At 67.4% G+C, this 19,668-nt stretch carries 17 protein-coding genes; 9 read left to right on the top strand and 8 right to left on the bottom strand.

Annotated elements, in window-relative coordinates; genetic code table 11:
* Positions 1–12 precede the first annotated feature (12 nt).
* Complete coding sequence (locus AB4879_RS05365) at positions 13–747, bottom strand: hypothetical protein (RefSeq protein WP_370506755.1); 735 nt, start codon at positions 745–747, stop codon at positions 13–15.
* 40 nt (positions 748–787) lie between these two features.
* A complete protein-coding gene (locus tag AB4879_RS05360) occupies positions 788–1,144 on the bottom strand; it encodes an XRE family transcriptional regulator (RefSeq protein WP_370506754.1) in 357 nt (118 codons plus the stop codon).
* A 224-nt stretch (positions 1,145–1,368) separates the two neighbouring features.
* On the opposite strand from AB4879_RS05360, the gene AB4879_RS05355 reads away from it, so the two are divergent.
* Together AB4879_RS05355 and ileS are read left to right on the top strand one after the other, a co-directional pair.
* Positions 1,369–1,872 (top strand): hypothetical protein, encoded by a 504-nt coding sequence (locus AB4879_RS05355; RefSeq protein ID WP_370506753.1) that lies wholly within the window; start codon positions 1,369–1,371, stop codon positions 1,870–1,872.
* 233 nt (positions 1,873–2,105) lie between these two features.
* Positions 2,106–5,225, top strand: a complete 3,120-nt coding sequence (gene ileS / locus AB4879_RS05350; RefSeq protein WP_370506752.1) for an isoleucine--tRNA ligase — start codon at positions 2,106–2,108, stop codon at positions 5,223–5,225.
* A 3-nt stretch (positions 5,226–5,228) separates the two neighbouring features.
* On the opposite strand, the gene AB4879_RS05345 is transcribed toward ileS, so the two are convergent.
* Positions 5,229–7,403: a hypothetical protein gene (locus tag AB4879_RS05345; protein ID WP_370506751.1), complete on the bottom strand. Its 2,175-nt coding sequence runs from the start codon at positions 7,401–7,403 to the stop codon at positions 5,229–5,231.
* Between the two features lie 109 nt (positions 7,404–7,512).
* Between AB4879_RS05345 and AB4879_RS05340 the strand changes: the two genes are divergently transcribed.
* Entirely contained in the window at positions 7,513–8,874 is a 1,362-nt protein-coding gene (locus AB4879_RS05340) for a DNA polymerase IV (protein ID WP_370506926.1), read from the top strand.
* Here AB4879_RS05340 and AB4879_RS05335 read toward each other — a convergent pair.
* The gene (locus AB4879_RS05335; protein WP_370506750.1) at positions 8,839–9,756 is read right to left on the bottom strand and encodes an asparaginase; all 918 of its coding nucleotides are present in this window, start codon (positions 9,754–9,756) and stop codon (positions 8,839–8,841) included. The genes AB4879_RS05340 and AB4879_RS05335 overlap by 36 nt on opposite strands.
* Here AB4879_RS05335 and lspA point away from each other — a divergent pair.
* The 3 genes from lspA to rarD are packed head-to-tail and all read left to right on the top strand — an operon-like array spanning position 9,755 to position 12,164.
* Positions 9,755–10,339 carry a signal peptidase II gene (gene lspA, locus AB4879_RS05330; RefSeq protein WP_233209328.1) on the top strand — a complete coding sequence of 195 codons (585 nt, stop codon included), beginning with the start codon at positions 9,755–9,757 and terminating at the stop codon, positions 10,337–10,339. The genes AB4879_RS05335 and lspA overlap by 2 nt on opposite strands.
* Positions 10,339–11,265, top strand: coding sequence for an RluA family pseudouridine synthase (locus tag AB4879_RS05325; RefSeq protein WP_047330386.1), 927 nt, complete (start codon positions 10,339–10,341; stop codon positions 11,263–11,265). The genes lspA and AB4879_RS05325 overlap by 1 nt, the downstream gene beginning before the upstream one ends.
* Positions 11,262–12,164 (top strand): EamA family transporter RarD, encoded by a 903-nt coding sequence (gene rarD / locus AB4879_RS05320; protein WP_370506749.1) that lies wholly within the window; start codon positions 11,262–11,264, stop codon positions 12,162–12,164. Before AB4879_RS05325 ends, rarD begins: the two co-directional genes overlap by 4 nt.
* Here the strand turns inward: rarD and AB4879_RS05315 are convergent.
* Positions 12,140–13,174, bottom strand: coding sequence for a polysaccharide pyruvyl transferase family protein (locus AB4879_RS05315; RefSeq protein ID WP_370506748.1), 1,035 nt, complete (start codon positions 13,172–13,174; stop codon positions 12,140–12,142). The genes rarD and AB4879_RS05315 overlap by 25 nt on opposite strands.
* Positions 13,175–13,596: 422 nt before the next feature.
* Positions 13,597–14,043 carry a hypothetical protein gene (locus tag AB4879_RS05310; protein WP_370506747.1) on the bottom strand — a complete coding sequence of 149 codons (447 nt, stop codon included), beginning with the start codon at positions 14,041–14,043 and terminating at the stop codon, positions 13,597–13,599.
* Here AB4879_RS05310 and AB4879_RS05305 point away from each other — a divergent pair.
* From AB4879_RS05305 to AB4879_RS05295, 3 genes are read left to right on the top strand one after another with little or no spacing between them, the layout of a single operon-like run.
* Positions 14,009–17,056, top strand: coding sequence for a PQQ-dependent sugar dehydrogenase (locus AB4879_RS05305; RefSeq protein ID WP_370506746.1), 3,048 nt, complete (start codon positions 14,009–14,011; stop codon positions 17,054–17,056). The two genes, AB4879_RS05310 and AB4879_RS05305, sit on opposite strands and share 35 nt — an antisense overlap.
* A gap of 26 nt (positions 17,057–17,082) precedes the next feature.
* Positions 17,083–18,303 carry a hypothetical protein gene (locus AB4879_RS05300; protein ID WP_370506745.1) on the top strand — a complete coding sequence of 407 codons (1,221 nt, stop codon included), beginning with the start codon at positions 17,083–17,085 and terminating at the stop codon, positions 18,301–18,303.
* Positions 18,304–18,330: 27 nt separating this feature from the next.
* The gene (locus AB4879_RS05295; RefSeq protein WP_036337770.1) at positions 18,331–18,927 is read left to right on the top strand and encodes a hypothetical protein; all 597 of its coding nucleotides are present in this window, start codon (positions 18,331–18,333) and stop codon (positions 18,925–18,927) included.
* On the opposite strand, the gene AB4879_RS05290 is transcribed toward AB4879_RS05295, so the two are convergent.
* Together AB4879_RS05290 and AB4879_RS05285 are read right to left on the bottom strand one after the other, a co-directional pair.
* Complete coding sequence (locus AB4879_RS05290; RefSeq protein WP_370506744.1) at positions 18,924–19,253, bottom strand: DUF202 domain-containing protein; 330 nt, start codon at positions 19,251–19,253, stop codon at positions 18,924–18,926. The two genes, AB4879_RS05295 and AB4879_RS05290, sit on opposite strands and share 4 nt — an antisense overlap.
* Positions 19,250–19,621: a YidH family protein gene (locus AB4879_RS05285; RefSeq protein ID WP_036337766.1), complete on the bottom strand. Its 372-nt coding sequence runs from the start codon at positions 19,619–19,621 to the stop codon at positions 19,250–19,252. The genes AB4879_RS05290 and AB4879_RS05285 overlap by 4 nt, the downstream gene beginning before the upstream one ends.
* Between the last annotated feature and the right edge of the window lie 47 nt (positions 19,622–19,668).

The following is a 19,668-nucleotide window of genomic DNA, read 5'->3' as shown; positions in this document are numbered from 1 at the left end:
GCGGGCGTGCCATCAGCTGGGCGTGTGGGTGAACCATCGAGTCTTGATGCGCCACGAATGTGCCGACGTCAACGCGAAGCCGGCCCCGCAGAAGCAGGCGAAGAACCAGACCAGCGTGCCGCCTTCGATCTCCTGCAGGGCGGGGACGTAGGCGGTGACGATGCGGATCGTGCAGGCCAGGATGCCGCTGGCCGACGACACCAGATAGATGTTGGCGATGCGGCGCGACCGTGGGTCCTGGCGCAGGACGAACAGCGCCCGCGCGCCGTAGCCGAGCAGATAGATCAGCGTTCCGCACAGCACCAGCCAGTATGCCGAGAGCCAGAAGTCGGTCGGCACCGTGAAGAAGTCGGAGCGATAAATTCTCGCGCCGTTGCCCATCGAAAAGGTTGCCAAAAGCAAGGGAATGCACAGCGTCGCCGGACGCTCGACATATTGCTTGAAAGCTGCCTGTGTCGCATTGTCGTCCTGCAGTCGGCCCAGGGCGTTGTAGACGATCGCGGAGGCGGCCACCACGTAGCAGTCGTGGCCGATGTAGTCCTCGAGGTTCCACACTCCGGTCAGTGAGTGCAACAGCTGACCGATGGTTTCAGACGCGAACGGAGACATCAGGAACACCGCCGCACCCTGCAGTGCGATGTTCAAGGTGGCCGCCACTTCCCAGCGGCAGGACCACGTGAGTCGCCTGATCCACAGGCTCCACGCCAGGCACGCAAGCGTGATCGCGATCAGTGCCCCAAGACCCATGCCTTCGTCGCCTTACGCCCCCGAATAACTTCAGCAAATACTACAGCGGAGGAGCGTCGAGTCGAGGCTTCAATTCTGAGAATTTCACGGGATTACGCGTCACAGTAGCGGTAACAATTGTCGCAAACGTAAATGGAGAAGAATCGACATATTGTTGGACTTCTTCGCGACTCATAAGTCCAAATCGCACTTGCAAATCGGGATAACTGAGCCCGAATCGAGAGGCGACCAGGCGCAGTTCCTCGGCGTTCGGGTAGTCGTGCTCCTTCACCCGCCGGTAATAAGTGCTGCTGGAGGTGCCTAGCGCGTCGTAGATGTCGCGGGCCTCGATGTCCCCGTCGAGGAGGTAGTCGAGCAGGGTTTTGAGCTGGCGTCCGTTCTCATCGGTCCTGGGCACGCCTCACAATAACCCGAACTCCCGGTATTGGGTACCGCTGCCTACATACGACAAATTGATAACTTAATTGACACCGCCGTCACACTTCTGGGATAGGACTCCCATTTATGGGACACGCCCGCTACGGTGATCCCATGGTTGCTCCTGTGACCTACCCGTCTAGCAATGTGCGGGTAGTCGATGATGAGATCCCCGGCCGGCCTCGACCAGAAGATTTGGTTCGATTGTCGGCGCCCCTGTCCCACGAATTGACCGCCGAACTGGACGGAGCCGTTGAGGCTGTGCAGGTCGGGATCGAGGTAGTGCTGCTGGCCGCTCTGGGCCGGGCGATCGCCCGAACCATCGGGGTCGGCTTCGTGACGGTCAGTGGCTTGACCGCCGTGCAGCCCGTTCGGCTGTGCTGCGCCGATGAACGCGGCATGGACGCCAACGACCTGCTGGCCGAGGTTCGCGAAGCGCTGACGCCAGCCCGGCTCAGCACATCGCCGGCCGACGTCGCGTTCTCCTTCCTCGGCCTGCCGCCGGAGCCGTCGCTCGGGCCGCTGCAGATGGCCGACGGCCCCGCGCTGGGCGTGCTCGCCTACCGCGGCGACGGCGAGGTGCAGATGGACTGGTGGTACGACTCGCGCCGGCTGGACCACTGCACGGTCGAAGAACTGGCCAACCAGTTCCGGCTGGGCCTGATCAGCGTGACGTCCGAGGCCACCCCGGTATACGGCACCGTCTAACGGCTAGAATTCCTCCAACGGCACCGATCCGGCCATCACCGGGGAGCCTTCGGAAGAAAGGCCCGCGCCGCGGCGCGGCGACGACCGAGTAGAACCGAACGGGTGGGCCCGTCACAGCCTGTCAAGAGCGACGCACGTCGACGTGCGTAAGCGGGGTGGTACCGCGGCGCTCGCGCACTCCGCGCGTCGTCGTCCCCGTGTCCAGACACCTGGCACAGGAGACGAACGCACCCGTGACCGAGAATGGCTACCCGAAGCCGGCTGGTGGTTCACCCAGCTTCCCGGCCCTCGAACTCGATGTCCTCGACTACTGGGCGTCCGACGACACCTTCCGGGCCAGCATCGCCCAGCGCGACGGCGCCGAGGAATACGTCTTCTACGACGGTCCGCCGTTCGCCAACGGCCTGCCACACTACGGCCACCTACTGACCGGCTACGTCAAAGACATCGTGCCGCGCTATCGCACGATGCGCGGCTACAAAGTGGAGCGCCGGTTCGGCTGGGACACCCACGGGCTGCCCGCCGAACTCGAGGTGCAGCGTCAGCTCGGCATCACCGACAAAGCCCAGATCGAAGAGATGGGCATCGGGAAGTTCAACGACGCCTGCCGCGCCTCGGTGCTCAAGTACACCAGTGAGTGGCGCGACTACGTCACTCGTCAGGCGCGCTGGGTCGACTTCGACAACGACTACAAGACCCTGGACCTGTCGTTCATGGAGTCGGTCATCTGGGCGTTCAAGCAGTTGTGGGACAAGGGGCTGGCCTATGAGGGCGTGCGGGTGCTGCCGTACTGCTGGAACGACGAGACCCCGCTGTCGTCGCACGAGCTGCGCATGGACGACGACGTCTACCAGAGCAGGCAGGACCCGGCGATCACCGTCGGGTTCCGGATCAACCAGGCCGACTCCGATCTGGACGGCGCCTACCTGCTGATCTGGACCACCACGCCCTGGACGCTGCCGTCGAACCAGGCCGTCGCGGTCAATCCCGACGTCACCTACGTGGTGGTGCAGGTCGACGGCCGGCGTCTGGTGCTCGCTCAGGCCCGGCTCGCCGCCTATGCCCGCGAGCTGGGGGAGGAGCCCGAGGTGCTCGCCACCGTCACCGGTGAACAACTCCTCGGGCTGCACTACCTGCCGCCGTTCCCGTATTTCCTGAACTCCGCCAACGCTTTTCAGGTGCTTCGCGGTGACTTCGTCACCACCGAGGACGGCACCGGTGTGGTGCACATGGCGCCCGCGTACGGCGAGGACGACAAGGCCACCACCGACACCGTCGGCATCGTGCCGGTGACGCCGGTGGACTCCAAGGGCCGCTTCGACGCCAGCGTGCCCGACTATCAGGGCCAGCACGTGTTCGACGCCAACCCGCAGATCATCCGGGACCTGAAGAACGGCACCGGATCCGCCGCGGTCAACGCCCCGGTGCTGGTCCGCCAGGAAACCTACGACCACTCGTATCCACACTGCTGGCGGTGCCGCAACCCGCTGATCTACCGGGCAGTGTCGTCGTGGTTCGTCAAGGTCACCGAATTCCGGGACCGGATGGTCGAACTCAACCAGCAGATCACCTGGTATCCCGATCACGTCAAGGACGGCCAGTTCGGCAAGTGGCTGTCCGGGGCCAGGGACTGGTCGATCTCGCGAAACCGCTACTGGGGCACACCGATTCCGGTGTGGGTCTCCGATGACCCGGCGTACCCGCGGATCGACGTCTACGGCAGTCTGGACGAACTCGAACGCGACTTCGGGGTGCGCCCGGACAATCTGCACCGGCCGTACATCGATGAGTTGACGCGGCCCAATCCCGATGACCCGTCCGGCACCGCGACGATGCGCCGCATCGAGGACGTCTTCGACGTGTGGTTCGACTCCGGGTCGATGCCGTACGCGCAGGTGCACTATCCGTTCGAGAACGAGGACTGGTTCGGCACGCATAATCCCGGTGACTTCATCGTGGAGTACATCGGGCAGACCCGCGGCTGGTTCTACACCCTGCATGTGCTGGCCACCGCACTCTTCGACCGGCCGGCCTTCAAAACGTGTGTGTCACATGGGATCGTGCTCGGCAACGACGGTGCGAAGATGAGCAAGTCGCTGCGCAACTATCCCGATGTCAACGAGGTGTTCGACCGGGATGGCTCCGACGCGATGCGCTGGTTCCTGATGGCGTCGCCGATTCTGCGGGGCGGCAACCTGATCGTCACCGAGCAGGGTATCCGCGAAGGTGTCCGCCAGGTGTTGCTCCCGCTGTGGAACGCCTACAGCTTCCTCACCCTGTACGCGCCGAAAGTCGGTACCTGGCGCACGAATTCGACCCACGTGCTGGACCGCTACATCCTGGCCAAGCTCGCCGAGTTGCGCGACCAGCTGACCGAGGCGATGGACGTCTGCGACATCTCGGGTGCCTGCGAGCAGCTGCGCCAGTTCACCGAAGCATTGACGAACTGGTATGTGCGCCGGTCGCGTTCGCGCTTCTGGGAGGAGGATGCCGACGCTATCGACACTTTGCACACCGTGCTGGAGGTGACCACCCGGCTGGCGGCCCCGCTGCTGCCGATGGCCACCGAGGTGATCTGGCGCGGTCTGACCGGCGAGCGCTCGGTGCATCTGACCGACTGGCCGCAGGCGGGCGTGGTCCCGGCTGACCCGGCGCTGGTGGCCGCCATGGACCAGGTGCGCGACGTCTGCTCGACGGCGTCCTCGTTGCGCAAGGCCAAGAAGCTTCGAGTACGGCTTCCGCTGCCGAAACTGACTGTGGCGGTGGATAATCCGCAGAGTCTCGAACCGTTCGCGGATCTGATCGCCGACGAGCTCAACGTCAAGGCCGTCGAGCTCACCGACGATGTGCCCGCCTACGGCCGGTTCGAGCTGGCGGTGAACGCCCGCGCCGCAGGCCCGCGTATCGGCAAGGACGTCCAGGCGGCGATCAAGGCCGTCAAGGCTGGCGAATATGTGCTCAACGCCGACGGGACGCTCACCGCGGGCCCGGCCGTGCTGCTTCCGGAGGAGTTCACCGCCAAGCTGGTGGCCGCCGATCCGGAGTGGACGGCCGCGCTGCCCGACGGTGCCGGCCTGGTGGTGCTGGACGGCGCCGTCACCCCGGAGTTGGAGGCCGAGGGCTGGGCCAAGGACCGGATCCGTGAACTGCAGGATCTGCGCAAGTCCAGCGGCCTGGACGTCAGTGACCGCATTCGGGTGGTCATGTCGGTGCCGGCCGAACGTGCGGATTGGGCTGCGGCGCATACCGATCTGATCGCCGGTGAGATCTTGGCGACGAGCTTCGACTTCGGTGAGCCCGATGGTGCCGTGGAGATCGGTGACGGGGTGCGGGTAGCGATCACCAAGGCCTGAGACTCACCCGGCGACGGTGGCATTCCCGGACGGGGCGGCGGGCTGGGCGCTCGGCGTCTGGGACAGAATCCCGCCCAACACGAAGAAGCCCAGGAGAACGAACTGCACCATCACCAGATAGGCGGTGTTCACCGCCAGTTGGATCGCCGTCACCATTCGCCCGAGCGGTGTGAGTGCGAACGCCTCGAGGTCCAAGCCCCACGGAGCCCCGGCGATATGTGTGGTCGCCGCGCCGGTCGACGTGTCGAGGTTCGCGCTGACCCCCGCGAATGTCCGGAACCCGACGTGGTGCCCGTCGGCGCTCACTTGCGGTAGGGCGGCGGGGGTTCCGGTGAGCCGGGTGGTGACGCCCACCTGGTTGCCGGTGGCGGTGTCGATCACCGCGATGCGGGTGCTGCTGCCGTGGGCGTGCGTGGCGGGGACCCTGGTGTAGATCGTGGTGTGGTGTCCGTCGTCGCTCACGATCGGCATCCCCGGCTCGCCCGGCAGCACGAGGCCGGTGCCGGTCTGGGTACCTGTGGCGATGTCGATCAGCACCAGATGCGTCTCATCGGCGTCGTCGAGGATGAACAGGGCATGGGTGCCGTCGGCGGCCGTCGATGGGTATGGCCAGCCGGTCAGTGCACCGGAGAAGCTCAGCGGGGCCCCCACTCGTTGCCCGTTCGCGGAGTCGAACGACGTGAACCGCGTGGAGCCGCCGACGCTCGTGACAACCAGAACGTGGGTCTGGTCGGCGTCGACGAGCGCATAGCTCATCGTCCCCTCGACGTCGACGGCCGCACCGGTCTGTTCGCCGGTTCTGCTGTCCAGCACCATCACTTCGGTGGAGTTACCGGTGCTCGACGCGAACAGAGCGTGGATACCGTCGCTGTTGACCAGCGGACCCCGCACCTGGCCGACGAGGACGACAGGGGTCCCGGTGCGTTCGCCGGTCACGGTGTCGAGCACCGCCACCTCGGTCGAGTCCGCGGTGCTCGCGGTCACGAGTGCATGCACGCCGTCGGCGCTCAGCAGGGGGCGCTCCAGTCGGCCGGTCATGGCGAGGGGAACGCCGGCCTGGTCGCCGGTCGTCGTGTCGACCACCGCGATGCGGGTGGTGTAGCCGTCGTCCGCCGTGATCAGAACGTGGATGCCGTCGGCGGCGGTGACGACGTAACCGGCAGTGCCCTGGAGGTCGACAGTAGTTCCGGACTGTTCACCGGCCGCGGTGTCGATGACCGCGGCATGGGTTGCCCCGCCGATGCTCGCGGTCAGAAGGACGTGGACACCGTCTTCGCTCAGAGTGGGGTCACCCCATGGCGCGCCGTCCAGGCTCACCGGATGGCCGACCTGGCTGCCGGTGGCGGTGTCCAACACCGCTGCGCTGACCGTCGCCGTCCCCGCCCAATAGTTCTGATTGACGGACATGACCAGCAGGCGAGCGTTCCCCACCCGGACGGCCGGTGTGTTCCACAGGCCGCCGTCCAACGTGAGTCCTTCACCGACCGTGGTGCCGGAGGCGGTGTCGAGGACCGTGAAATCAGTGGCACCGCCGGTGGTCGCGTCATAGCGGACGGTGCGGATCAGGGCGAGGCCGTCGTCGACCAGTGACACGGCGGGAGAGCCGGTGAAGTCGAGTGTGGTGCCGGTCTGGGTTCCCGCCTGAGTGTCGAACACCGCGACCTGGCTCACGTACTCGTTGGAGGCTTCCCAGCTCGTCGCGATCACGGCTCGGCCGCGAGCGACGTCTAGCAGCGGGGGCTGTGCGACGCGGCCGGTGAGTACGAGAGTGGTTCCGGTCTGGGTGCCGGTGGCGTTGTCCCGCAACGAGATCCGAGTGATGACACCGTCGCTGTCGATGACGAGGTTGTTGCTGTCGTCGATGGCGACCGCGTCGGCAGGCGGCGTGGTGGATGTCGCCTTCCGCCTCGACTCTGCCGCACCGGACGCCGCCATCAGAAGAGTCACCGACGATGCAGGCGCGTCGGCGGTGCGTTTCGGCGCGGACTTCTTCGAGGCGACGGCGGTCGCGCGCTGCGGCGCCCTCGCCGACTTCGCGGTGCCCGGGGAAGCGCCGTGCGACGACGACCCCGCCGCGGTATCGGCGGACGCCGTCGGCGCACTCACCATCACTGCCGCCCCGACGCCCAGCGCCATCGCCAGCCCACCGACGTAACCGACGAGATACCCAGTACCCATGGCAGTGATCGTGCGCTGCTCTCGACTGCGCGGATTCAGTAGCCGCCTACTGCTTTCGGCCCAGCCAATAGCATCGGGAGTCGTGGAGCGCTGGGTCTTGCATTTCGACATGGATGCGTTCTTCGCGTCGGTCGAACAGCTGACCCGCCCGACGCTGCGTGGCCGCCCCGTCCTGGTCGGCGGGCTCGGCGGCCGCGGTGTGGTGGCCGGCGCCAGCTATGAGGCGCGGGTGTTCGGCGCCCGGTCGGCGATGCCGATGCACCAGGCGCGGCGGATGGTCGGCGCCGCAGCGGTGGTGCTGCCGCCCCGAGGCGTGGTCTACGGGGTGGCCAGTCGACGGGTGCTGGACACGGTGCGCGCGATGGTTCCCGTCCTCGAGCAGCTGTCGTTCGACGAGGCGTTCGGTGAGCCGATCGAACTGGCCGGGGCCAGCGCCGCGGACGTCGAGGAGTTCGCCGTGTTGCTGCGCCGCCGGGTCCGCGAAGAGACCGGCCTGGTGGCCTCGGTCGGGGCCGGGTCGGGGAAGCAGATCGCCAAGATCGCCTCGGACCTGGCCAAGCCCGACGGGTTTCGCGTGGTCCGCCGCGATGAGGAACGCACGCTGCTCGACGGCTTGCCGGTACGCCGGTTGTGGGGGATTGGCCCGGTCGCCGAGGACAAGCTGCATCGGCTGGGCATCGACACGATCGGCCAGCTGGCCGCGCTGACCGACGCCGAGGCCGCCAGCATCCTCGGAGCCACCGTCGGTCCCGCGCTGCACCGCCTGGCCCGCGGCATCGACGACCGCCCGGTGGCCGAACGCGCCGAGGCCAAGCAGATCAGCGCCGAGTCGACCTTCCCGGCCGACCTCACCACCATCGAGCAGCTGCGCGACGCCATCGCCCCGATCGCCGAGCACGCCCACCAGCGGCTGCAGCGCGACGGTCGCGGCGCCCGCACGGTCACGGTCAAGCTCAAGCGGTCCGACATGAGCACTCTCACCCGATCGGCAACACTGCCGTACGCCACCGGCAACCTCGGCACGCTGACCGCCACCGCGTACCGGCTACTCCTCGATCCCCGGGAGGTCGGTCCCATTCGTCTTCTGGGCGTGGGCTTTTCGGGCCTGTCCGACGTCCACCAGGAGTCGCTGTTCCCCGATCTCGAGCAGGTGGAGGCCGAGGTCGCCGAGGCACCGGACACCCACGCGCCAATGGCGGTGCCGGTGCCGGAAGCCGGGGGCTGGCGCATCGGTGACGACGTCGGTCATCCCGAGCTCGGGCACGGCTGGGTACAGGGCGCCGGCCACGGCGTGGTCAGCGTTCGCTTCGAAACGCGCGGCAGCGGGCCCGGGGTGATGCGGACGTTCGCCATCGACGAACCGGACCTGGTCAAAGCCAACCCGGTCGACAGCCTGGACTGGGCGGAGTACGTCGGCGGTCTGGAGAGCCGGGCTTCAGCCCCAGCGGGCGATGACGTCGGCCACGGGTAGCCCCGCGCTCAACGCGGCCATCATCAGCACCCGGGCCTGGCTGCTGCGCAACTGCGGAACCAGCACAGCTCCGGCGCCCACCAGGTCGTGGCCCGGCCCGTAGGCCGCCGCTGTCGGCGCCCCGGGCACGCGGGTGGTGACCGCCACGGCCACGCCGCGGGCACAGGCCCGGCGCACCGCCTCGATGATCGGGGTTCCGGCGTTGCCAGCCCCCATCGCCTCGATCACTAGACCCGCGGCGCCCGCGTCGATGAACGCGTCGATCGCGGTGCTGTCGGCGCCGGGATAGGCAGCCACGATGTCGACTCGGGCCGCCCCGGCGGCCTCGCCGAGGTAGGCCCGCCGCGCATCGCCGGTCCATTCGACTGTCCCGTCGCGGACCCGGCCCGCCGGCGCGGCGCCGCCGAACAGATCGGGGCCGCCCACCTTGGTGGTGCCCAGCGCCGGGCGCACCCATCCGGCGAAGCAGATCAGCACGCCCCGCCCGCGGGCGCGCGGGCTGGCCGCCACCGCGAGGGCGTCGCGCAGGTTGGCCGGTCCGTCGGCGTCCGGGGCGTCGGCCGACCGGGCGGCCCCGGTGACGACCACCGGCGCGTCACCGGCGTAGGTCAGCTCCAGCCACAGGGCGGTCTCTTCCATCGAATCGGTGCCATGCGTGACGACGACGCCGTCGGCCCCGGCGGCGGCCGCGGTGACGGCGTCTGAAATCCGCCGCCACTCGGCCGGCGCCAGCTGCGAACTGTCCAGCGTGAACAGGTCGATCACCCGCGCATCGTGCCCGGCGACCAGCTCGGCGCCGCCATGCACCGGCCGCAGGACGCCCTCATCGTCTGCGCTGGTGGCGATCGTCCCGCCGGTGGTAACGACGACGAGTCGGGGCATGCCCAACAGACTAGGGAATGATGGGGGTGTGACCGACGAATCCAAGGACAGTGCCAAGGCGCCACGTCGGCTGCGGCTGCTGCTGTCGGTGGCGGGTGTGGTGCTGGCGCTCGACGTGATCACCAAGGTGCTGGCCGTCCGGTGGCTGACGCCGGGCCAGCCGGTGTCGATCATCGGCGACACCGTCACCTGGACACTGGTGCGCAACTCGGGCGCGGCCTTCTCGATGGCCACCGGCTACACCTGGGTGTTGACGCTGGTCGCCACCGGTGTGGTGATCGGGATCTTCTGGATGGGCCGGCGGCTGGTGTCGCCGTGGTGGGCGGTTGGCCTCGGCATGATCCTGGGCGGCGCGCTGGGGAACCTGGTCGACCGGTTCTTCCGCTCGCCCGGCCCGCTGCGCGGGCACGTCGTCGACTTCCTCTCCATCGGCTGGTGGCCGGTGTTCAACGTGGCCGATCCGGCGGTGGTCGGCGGGGCCATCCTGCTGGTCGGTCTGTCGCTGTTCGGCTATGACTTCGACACCGCGGGTCGCCGCACGTCCGAGCCGGCCGCCAGCGACGACAAGGCCGAGACGGCCTGATGGCCGAACGATCCATGCCGGTTCCCGAGGGGCTGGCCGGCATGCGCGTCGACGCGGGCCTGGCCCGGCTGCTGGGGCTGTCCCGGACCGCCGCGGCGGCGATCGCCGAGGACGGCGGCGTCGAGCTCGACGGCGCGCGGGCAGGGAAGTCCGACCGTCTCGAGGCCGGCGCGTGGCTGCACGTGCAGATCCCCGAGGAAGCGCCGCCGCCGGAGAACACGCCCGAAGAGATCGAGGGCATGACGATCCTGTACTCCGACGCCGACATCGTCGCCGTCGACAAACCGCCGGGGGTGGCCGCCCACGCCACCGTCGGCTGGCACGGACCGACCGTGCTGGGCGGTCTCGCCGCGGCCGGATTCCGGATCAGCACGTCGGGCATCCACGAGCGGCAGGGCATCGTGCACCGGCTCGACGTCGGCACCTCGGGTGTCATGGTGGTCGCGCTGTCCGAGCGGGCCTACACGCTGCTCAAGCGGGCGTTCAAGCAGCGCACCGTTGACAAGCGTTATCACGCTGTGGTGCAGGGACATCCGGATCCGTCGAGCGGAACAATCGACGCACCGATCGGCAGGCACCGCGGTCACGACTGGAAGTTCGCCGTCACCGAGACCGGCCGGCACAGCATCACCCACTACGACACCGTCGAAATGTTCCGGGCCGCAAGTCTTCTCGACATTCACCTGGAAACCGGTCGTACGCACCAGATCCGGGTGCACTTCGCCGCGCTGCACCACCCGTGCGCCGGTGATCTGACCTACGGCGCCGACCCGGTGCTGGCCAAACGGCTCGGCCTGGAACGGCAATGGCTGCACGCGCGTTCGCTGGCGTTCGCCCATCCCGCCGACGGCAGGCACTTCGAGGTCACCGCCCCGTACCCGGCCGACCTGCAGCACGCATTGGATGTGCTGCGCGGCGAGTCGTGACGAGCCCCAAACAGGACACCAAGACCGGCGGTCTGCTCTACGGCATCGGTGCCTACGGGTCCTGGGGCTTGTTCCCGGCGTTCTTCCCGCTGCTGAAACCGGCTGGGGCACTGGAGGTTCTGGCGCACAGGGTGGTCTGGACGCTGGTTCTGATGGCCGGTGTGGTGGTCGCCATGCGCAAGCTGTCCGACCTGCGGTCTATCACCGGACGTACCTGGCTGCTGCTGCTCTGCGCCTCGGCACTGGTGTCGGCCAACTGGGTGATCTTCATCTTCGCGGTCAGCAACGGCCATGTGGTCGATGCCGCGCTCGGTTACTTCATAAATCCACTGATCAGCGTGCTGCTCGGGGTGCTGATCTTCCGCGAACGGCTCAACCGAGCTCAGCTGGTGGCGGTGCTGATCGCGCTGGCCGCGGTGATCCTGCTCGGCATCGAGGTCGGTGGGCCGCCGATCATCGCGCTCGGGCTGGCCTCGACGTTCGGCCTCTACGGTGTGGTCAAGAAGGTGGTTCCCACAGACCCGCGGGTCAGCGTGGGCGTGGAGGCCGCGATCGCGGCGCCGTTCGCCATCGCGTACATCGTAGTGCTGCAGGTCAGTGGGCACGGCCAGTTCGCCAGCAACGGGCCCGGCCACCTGGCGCTGATGATGCTCTCGGGGCCGATCACCGCGATCCCGCTGCTGCTGTTCGCCGCCGCCGCCCAGCGCCTGCCCCTGGTCACCCTCGGGTTGCTGATGTATCTGAATCCGGCCATGCAGATGACGTGGGGTGTGCTGGTGGCGCACGAGCCGATGCCGCCGGCCCGCTGGGCGGGTTTCGCGCTGATCTGGCTGGCGCTGCTGGTGTTCAGCGGTGACGCACTGCGGCGGGCCCGTCAGGCGCCCGCGACGCCGAGCTGATGGCGCAGCGCGTTGTACTCGGCGTCCAGCTGCTTGCGAAGCCGGTCCACGGCGGCTCGCTTACCAGCCCGAATGGCCCGCGAATCGGCCAGTGACTCCAGGACCCGGTCGACGACGGCGGCGCCGGTCACCTCGTCGGTGCGGATCAGGGATGCTGCATCGTCGATGGACAACGCGAAATCGCGGCATTTCGGTTGGTATTCAAGGGAAACCACCGGGGTGTCGGATAGCGCGGCCAAGATGCCGGCGTGTAGCCGGCAGACGATGGCCGCCGAGCACCGGGCGAACTCCCGCGCTGCGGCCTCGGCGTCGGGTGGTAGCAGGATGTCGGCGGACACGTCCCGCAACGCCACCTCCAGCCACTTGCGGTCGCCGGGATTCATCAGAATGCCGACGAACCGATGGCCTCGGCCGGCCAGTTCTCGCACCGCGATCGCGACCTGCTCAGCGACTCCGGCCGGGTCATGTCCCCACAGGTCGTCGCCGTAGCCGAGGTTGACCCCGATCAGCCCGTCCTCGACCGGCACCTCGGGCCGCGGCAGGATCAGTGCCGGGTCGCCGGTCATTTGCGCCGTCACGCCGATCTCGGCCAGCAGCTCCACGCTGCGGGGCCCGCGCACGGATATGGAGTCGAAATCGGCCAGGATCGGTTTCCACTTGGTGAGCTCGTCGTTGCCCGAACCGCTGCCGCGGCCGGTATAGCCGGGGTCCTGAACACCGACACCGATCGCGTACTTACCGGTGTTCTTGGTCACCGCCAGGCCGAGCTTGGCCAGCATTCGGAAATACCGCACACCCACCAGCGTCCCGCCGCCCATCACCAGCGTGCTGGGACGGCGCGCCCTTTGCAGGGCGGGAACGGGGGGGAAGGCGAACTCGTGCGGCAGGCGTGGGATGTCGTCGAAGACGACCCCGGGGAGCTGGGATCTGACGGCATCATAAATCGCGTCGTCGCCGAGATTGTCCTTCTCGTGGAAGCCCAGATAGGCCACCGTCGCGGCTTTGCTCACTAAACCAACCCTATACGTATCCGATGTCCAGCGCCGTGCTCGACACCGGACGCAAGCGTGGCTACTTCGTCACATACACGGTGCTTCCGGCGCTTGCGTTCACAGGACTTCCCCAGTCGGCGCCGATCTATTCCTCAGGCTCGACGGTGTACCCGTTCGCAGTTCGACCATTTCGGCATTTGCTGGCGTCTGTCGGGCACTTCCGGTTGCAACGATATTGACGTTTGCGAGAACGGCGCATTGCGCAGCTGCCTGCGGCCCTCGGCGCATCGCTACGGGGCTTCTTGCTGGATATCCGGCCGGGTTACCGCCGCGCCGACGGCATGGTATTTGCAACACGGAAATTTGCTGGTTTGATGGAGGCGATCGACTGCGCCGAACCGCTAACTGCTTTTCGGCTGACGTACAGGGGGAATCGTGATCTACACGGAGCGACTCGGATTCGCGAGGCACATCGGTCGGGTGGGGGCGCTCGCGGTTGCGCTCGGTATCGGGGGAGCCGTAGCTGCGGTGCCCCCGATCGCCTGGGCCGACGAGTCGGGCTCGACATCGGTGGGTGGCGGCGGCAAGAACACGACCCGGTCGGCGCCAGCCGCGTCAGGCACCGCTGCGGCCGGTAGCGGCGCGCAGAACACCGGTAGATCTCGCATCAGGGCGGCGGGCACGCCGGTGAAACGTCCGTCCGCGACGCTGGGCCGGCCGGCCCAGCCCCGGTCGGCCGCACCGCGGCCACGGTCCGGGGCGGGCGGCCCGAGCACACCCGAGTCGGCCACCGCGGCGCCGGCATCTCCGGCGAAACCGGTCAGCGCGGCCGCGGTGCCCACGATGGCACCTGTGGGGGTCACCCCGGTGGCCGTCGAGTCCGCCATCAGTACCGCCATCACCCGGATCAGCGGTGCCCTCGCATCCGCGCTCGGGTCCGGGCCGGCGGCACCGGTCGATTCGCCGGCGTTATGGGCTCTGTTCGCCTGGGCCCGCCGCGAGTTCGGCGGCCCGGCCCAGATGACCGCCGCCGCGGCGACCGGAGCCACGACCGCACGGTCGACTGTGGCGCGCTCAGCACTCGCGCGCTCGACCGCGGCGCCGTCGGCCGACGCTGATCACGAAGATGAATCAGGCCTGCCATCCGACCTCGAGCGCACCACCTTGGTGAGCGGACTCGACGAGCCGACCGACTTCCGTTTCCTGCCTGACGGCACGATTCTCATCGCCGAGAAGAGCGGGGCCATCAAGGTCTATCAAAACGGCCAGCTCAAGGACACCCCGCTGATCACGCTCAGTGCGCAGAGCGATGTCGAGCGAGGGGTTGCCGGCATCGGGATCGATCCCGACTTCGACACCAACCACTACATCTACATCTCCTACACCGGAGCCGACAACCATGAGAGGCTGTCGCGGCTCACCGTGAGCGGTTATTCCGGTGATCCGACCACCGAAACCCTTTCCGCCGGTGCGGAAAACGTGCTGTATCGAGTGACCGATGAAGCAGCGAACTATCACCAGGGCGGCGGTATTCAGTTCGGTCCGGATGGCAAGCTGTACTGGTCGCTCGGTGACAACTTCGACTTCTCCAACTCCCAGAGTCTGGACAACCCGCACGGCAAGATCCTGCGGCTCGACGTACGCAATCTCAATCCCGACGGCACGGCGACGGCGCCGGCCGACAATCCATTCGTCAACACCCCGGGGGCCCTTCCGGAGATCTACGCCTATGGGTTGCGCAATCCGTTCCGTTTCGTGTTCACCCCGACGGGCCAGATTCTGGAGGCCGATGTGGGCGGCGCGGCCTGGGAAGAGATCAACGTCATCACCGCGGGCGCCAATTATGGCTGGCCGCTGGCCGAAGGCAATTGCAGCGGTTGCGCTTTCGTCAACCCGCTGTACACCTACGCGCACACCGGACCGCCGTTGTACGCGGGGGCGATCTCCTCGATCCTGGTCTATACCGGCGACGCCCTCGGGCCCGAATACACCAATAAGGTCTTCATCGCCGATTATGCGCAGCAATGGATGAAGGACCTCAGCTTCGACTCGCAGTACTCGAGCTTCATCGGCGAGAACATGTTCGACGACCTCGCCGGCACCACCGTGCAGCTGTTGCAGGGACCGGACGGCAAGATCTACCAACTGTCCATCTATCCGGGCGTGTTGTCGGTCATCGGACCCGCAGGTGGCAACCGGGCGCCGACGGCCACGTTGACTGCGACCCCACCGTACGGCTATTCGCCACTGACAGTTGGTTTTTCGTCAAGTGGCTCGTTCGATCCGGACGGCACACCACTGACCTACTCGTGGGACTTCGGTGACCCGAACAGTTCCACCGACGTTTCCACGGATGCCAATCCGACGTGGAACTACACCGCCAACGGCAGTTACACGGTCACGTTGACCGTCAGTGACGGCGAGAAGACCAATCAAGTCACTCAGAAGATCGTCGTCGGCAGCACCGCGCCCACCGTGACCATCACCTCACCGGTCAACGAGTCCAAGTACGACGCCGGCGACAAGATCTCGTTCAGCGGAACAGCCACCGATGCCGAGGACGGCACACTGCCGGACAGCGCCTACAAGTGGACCGTCGAGTTCCACCACGCCGACCACATCCATCCGTTCGCCGACAACATCATCGGCCGCAGCGGGTCGATCACGATTCCCACCGACGAGAGCAACGTCAACACCACCTGGTACCGCGTCATCTTGACCGTCACCGACAGCAGCGGCTTGTCCAGTTCGACGTTTGTCGACGTCAAACCGAATCTGGTGAATCTGACCTTCAACTCGACGGACCCGGAGGCCGTCTACACGGTCGACGGAATCCCCCACAAGGGCACCTATACCGAGCAGGCTGTGGTCGGCGTCAAGCGGATTCTCAATGTGCTTTCTCCGCAGACCACAAGCGACGGACCCATCGTCTTCGGCGATTGGTCCGACGGCGGTGCGCAAAGCCATACGATCACCACGCCGGGGACCGACAGCACGTACACCGTTGTGTTCGACGACGCGAGTCCGCATCCGGTACCCGACCCCTTCTCCGTCGTGCGGCGGCTGGTCAACAACGAGCTGGACAGTCTGGTGCGGCTGGCACATGCGATGAACAAGGCGTCCTCTCCGCTGGTCGACACCGTGGCCGGACTGCCGACCGCAGTGCTGGGTGCCATCAGTGAGGCGGTTGCGAATCCGCAGGACGCCGAGGCCATCCTGAACGGGCTGACCCACGACGTGGTGGCGGGTCTGGCGCAGGCGGCGGCGCCTGTCGTCAACGCGCTCACCGACGTCGTGGCGACGACGGTTCTGCGCGCCGCCGGTGTCGGTGCCGCGATCACCGCAAACCTCATTCCGGTCACCATGGCGGTGGTGAACGCTCCGGTGGGGATGGCGACCGCGGCGCTCGACAGTGCGGCGCTGGTCTTCAAGTACCTGCTGACGGTGGACAAGTTGGGCGTCGAGTCGGCGCTGAAGTACGTCCCGGTGGCGCTGGGCGCCGCTGCTGCGTCCCAGGCCGCCGAGTTGGAGACCGCGGTGAACGACGCGCGGTACGGCTTGCTCACCGCGTTGTCGATCACCCTTCCCGACGAGGCGCCGGATTCTCCGGTATCGGACGCCGACCCCCTGTCACCGCTGACGGCCGCGTTGGCCAGAACCGCCGAGATCGCCGGAATGGTGGGCACCTCGGCCGGTACCATCGGGAACGCCACAGCCGGCGGACTCCAGTCGACGTTCAATGCGGCGGCATCGGGTCTGCAGAACTTCGTCCTCGCATCGTTGTCGGGTCGGGACATCCGTTCGGCGGGCATCGTGGCGTGGCGCGGGGTTGAGCGGAAGGCTGGTGTCGGGCGGCGTGGGGTGCAAGACGCGATCGAGGCCGTCCAAGACGCGCTCTAGAGTTCCGGCCACATCCGGGTTCGGCGATGAGTGAGACGAGCAGGCGCGGCTTCTTCATCACGTTCACGGCGCTGCTGGTGTTCTGGGCGGCAGTGCTTCTGACGCTTGCGATCACAGTGGTCCCCGACGGCTATTGGTATTCCTACTTCGCCATCGACTACTCGGTGGGTTTCATCCGGCGCGGACTTGCCGGCGAGATGCTGGGCCTGTTCGGCGCCGCGCACTACTTCGGTGGGCTGGCGGTGCTGCGCTGGATTCCGACGGTGGCCTTCGTTCTCGGTCTCGCCGCGGTGGCCTGGTCGATTGCGGTCAGGTCGGGTCGGTCGCAGCGACGGCGGCTGATCGCTCTGCTGATCCCGGTGTTGCCGTTCGGGTTCGCGTTCGCGTTGTTCTCGGCACGCACCGATCTGCTGGGTGGCGCCGGGCTGGCCCTGTTCGCCGTTGTGCTGACCAGGTTCGCCACCACTCGTGCGACCGTAATCGCCAGTGCTGTCTTTGGTTTGACGCTTGGCGTGTTGACGTTGATCCATGAGGCGACGCCGTTCCTGTTCGGGCTCGGCGTGCTGTCGGCGCTGACGGTGCTGGCGCGGCATCTGGACGCCAAGGCGTTCTGGACCAGTGTGGTGGCCGCGCTCGGGCCGCCGGTGTTGGTCGCCCTGGCGTTGGCCGCATTCGGCAGGCAGAAGGTGTCCCCGCAGCTGTGTCAGCTGGTGCAGCACGGGCCGATGAACCATCCACTTGCCGGCAAACCGACCATCGGCCAGCTGCTGAGCGGCTTCCACTATTACGTCGACTACCACGATTGGTTCTGCCGGGCTTTCCTGCCGTTGTTCGACATGACCTTCAGTGAAGGCATGCGCTTCGTCGGCAGCATCGGTGTGGTGGCGCTGACCGGCTCGACGGTCTATGGGCTGGCCACGCTGGCCGTCGCCATGCTGGCGATCAGCCACGTCGCCGGTGTTCCGATGCGCCGGTTCACCTCGATCCTGCGCGGCAGGCCGCTGGCCATGCTCATCGGGATCGTGCTGATTGTGCCGGTGTTCGCGACCGGGGTGGACTGGGTCCGGTGGTGGGTGATCATCGCCTTCGACCTCGGGGTGGTCTTTCTGCTGTTCACCCGCAACCAGCCCGAACTCGATGAACCGCCGACCCGCCGCACCCTGATCGTGTTCGCTGTGGGGGCGATCCTGCTTGCAGTGATCCCGATTGGGATCATCCCCGGCTTCGGTGCCCCGGTTCCGATGTAAGCCAATGACATTCAGATCGAGGAGCGCATGACGGACAAGTCCCCCCGCAACCGGCGGATCATGATCGCCGTGGTGGCGGCGCTGGCCGCGGCGGCGATCGTGGTGCCCGTTCTCGGGGTGCTGCTCACCCCGGGTGTCCTGACCAAGCAGCAGGACGCCGTCGGCATGACGACCACCACCACCACGCCACCGCCGCTGACCATCAAGCCGCTGTCGCTGCGGCCGGTGACCGGGGGGCCGTTCGTGATCCGGCCCGGGGACTGCGACCCGCCGCCGCCGACGCCGCCCGAGGCGCCGCTGCGCATCTGCGACATCGTCAAGTCCGCGGTGTACGAGCTGGGACCGCAGGCGTTGACGGTTCAGCTCACCGACGTCGACTCGTTCCTGAACCCGCTGACCGCCAAGCAGATGGTGCAGGTCACGATGACTCCGGAATCGGCGCGGGCGTTCGGCGATTTCACCGCGTCCCATATCGATCAGCAGGTCGCGTTCGTGCGGTCGAACCTGGTCGTGTGGGCGCCGAAGATCACCGAGCGGATCGACGGCGAGGTGTTGCAGCTCTCCGGTGACGTGACCGAGGAACAGGCCCGCGAGATAGCCCGCATGCTCAAAGACGAGGCTTAGAGGCGGCTGTACTCGACCAGCATCGCCGCGCCCACCCCGGCGACGAGCACCAGCATGACCGCGGTGGCGCCGGGGATGAGGTAGCGCGAGAGCGGGGTCTGCCCGGCCAGCACCGCGGCGCGGACCCGTTGGTAGCGCTGCCGGACCAGGACCAGACTGACGAGCGCGGCTGCCGTGGTGAGCACGATGCCCGGCCACAGCGCGAACCGTTCGACCACGCTCCAGCGCACCAGCAGGGCACCGATCGCCAGCACGCCGATGGAGGTGCGCTGCCACGCCAGCGCCGTGCGCTCGGCCACCGCCGTGACGTCCGAATTCTCGGTCACCGGCCGAACTCGGCGAGGTAGACCAGCACCGCGGCGGCCACGATGATGATCGCCGCGCCGGAGACGATGATCCGGGGCAGCGGATCGGTCGGTAGCGGCCGTTTCTCCCGCATGGCCCGCTCGGCGCGATCCCACCGGACGTAGGCGCCCGCGGTGACCACCAGCGACAGCACGAGCAGCAGCCCCGTGATGACGATCCGGAACGGACGCGGCCCGAAATCGTGGACCAGGCTGGCCAGCGCCACCGCTCCGGCCAGCAGTGCCAGACCGGTCCGCAACCAGGCCAGGAAGGTCCGCTCGTTGGCCAGTGTGAAGCGGTAGTCGGGGTCGCTGCCCACACTGCGCAGCGGGGGCTTGGACGCGAACATAGGGTTCTGCCTATCAGGAGTGACGGGCCCGCGCGAAGCGAATCGAC

It is taken from the genome of Mycobacterium sp. SA01 (assembly GCF_041287105.1).
GTDB lineage: Bacteria > Actinomycetota > Actinomycetes > Mycobacteriales > Mycobacteriaceae > Mycobacterium.
The sequence above is the reverse complement of the archived record's forward strand: the minus strand, read 5'-3'. Positions and strand labels throughout refer to the sequence as shown.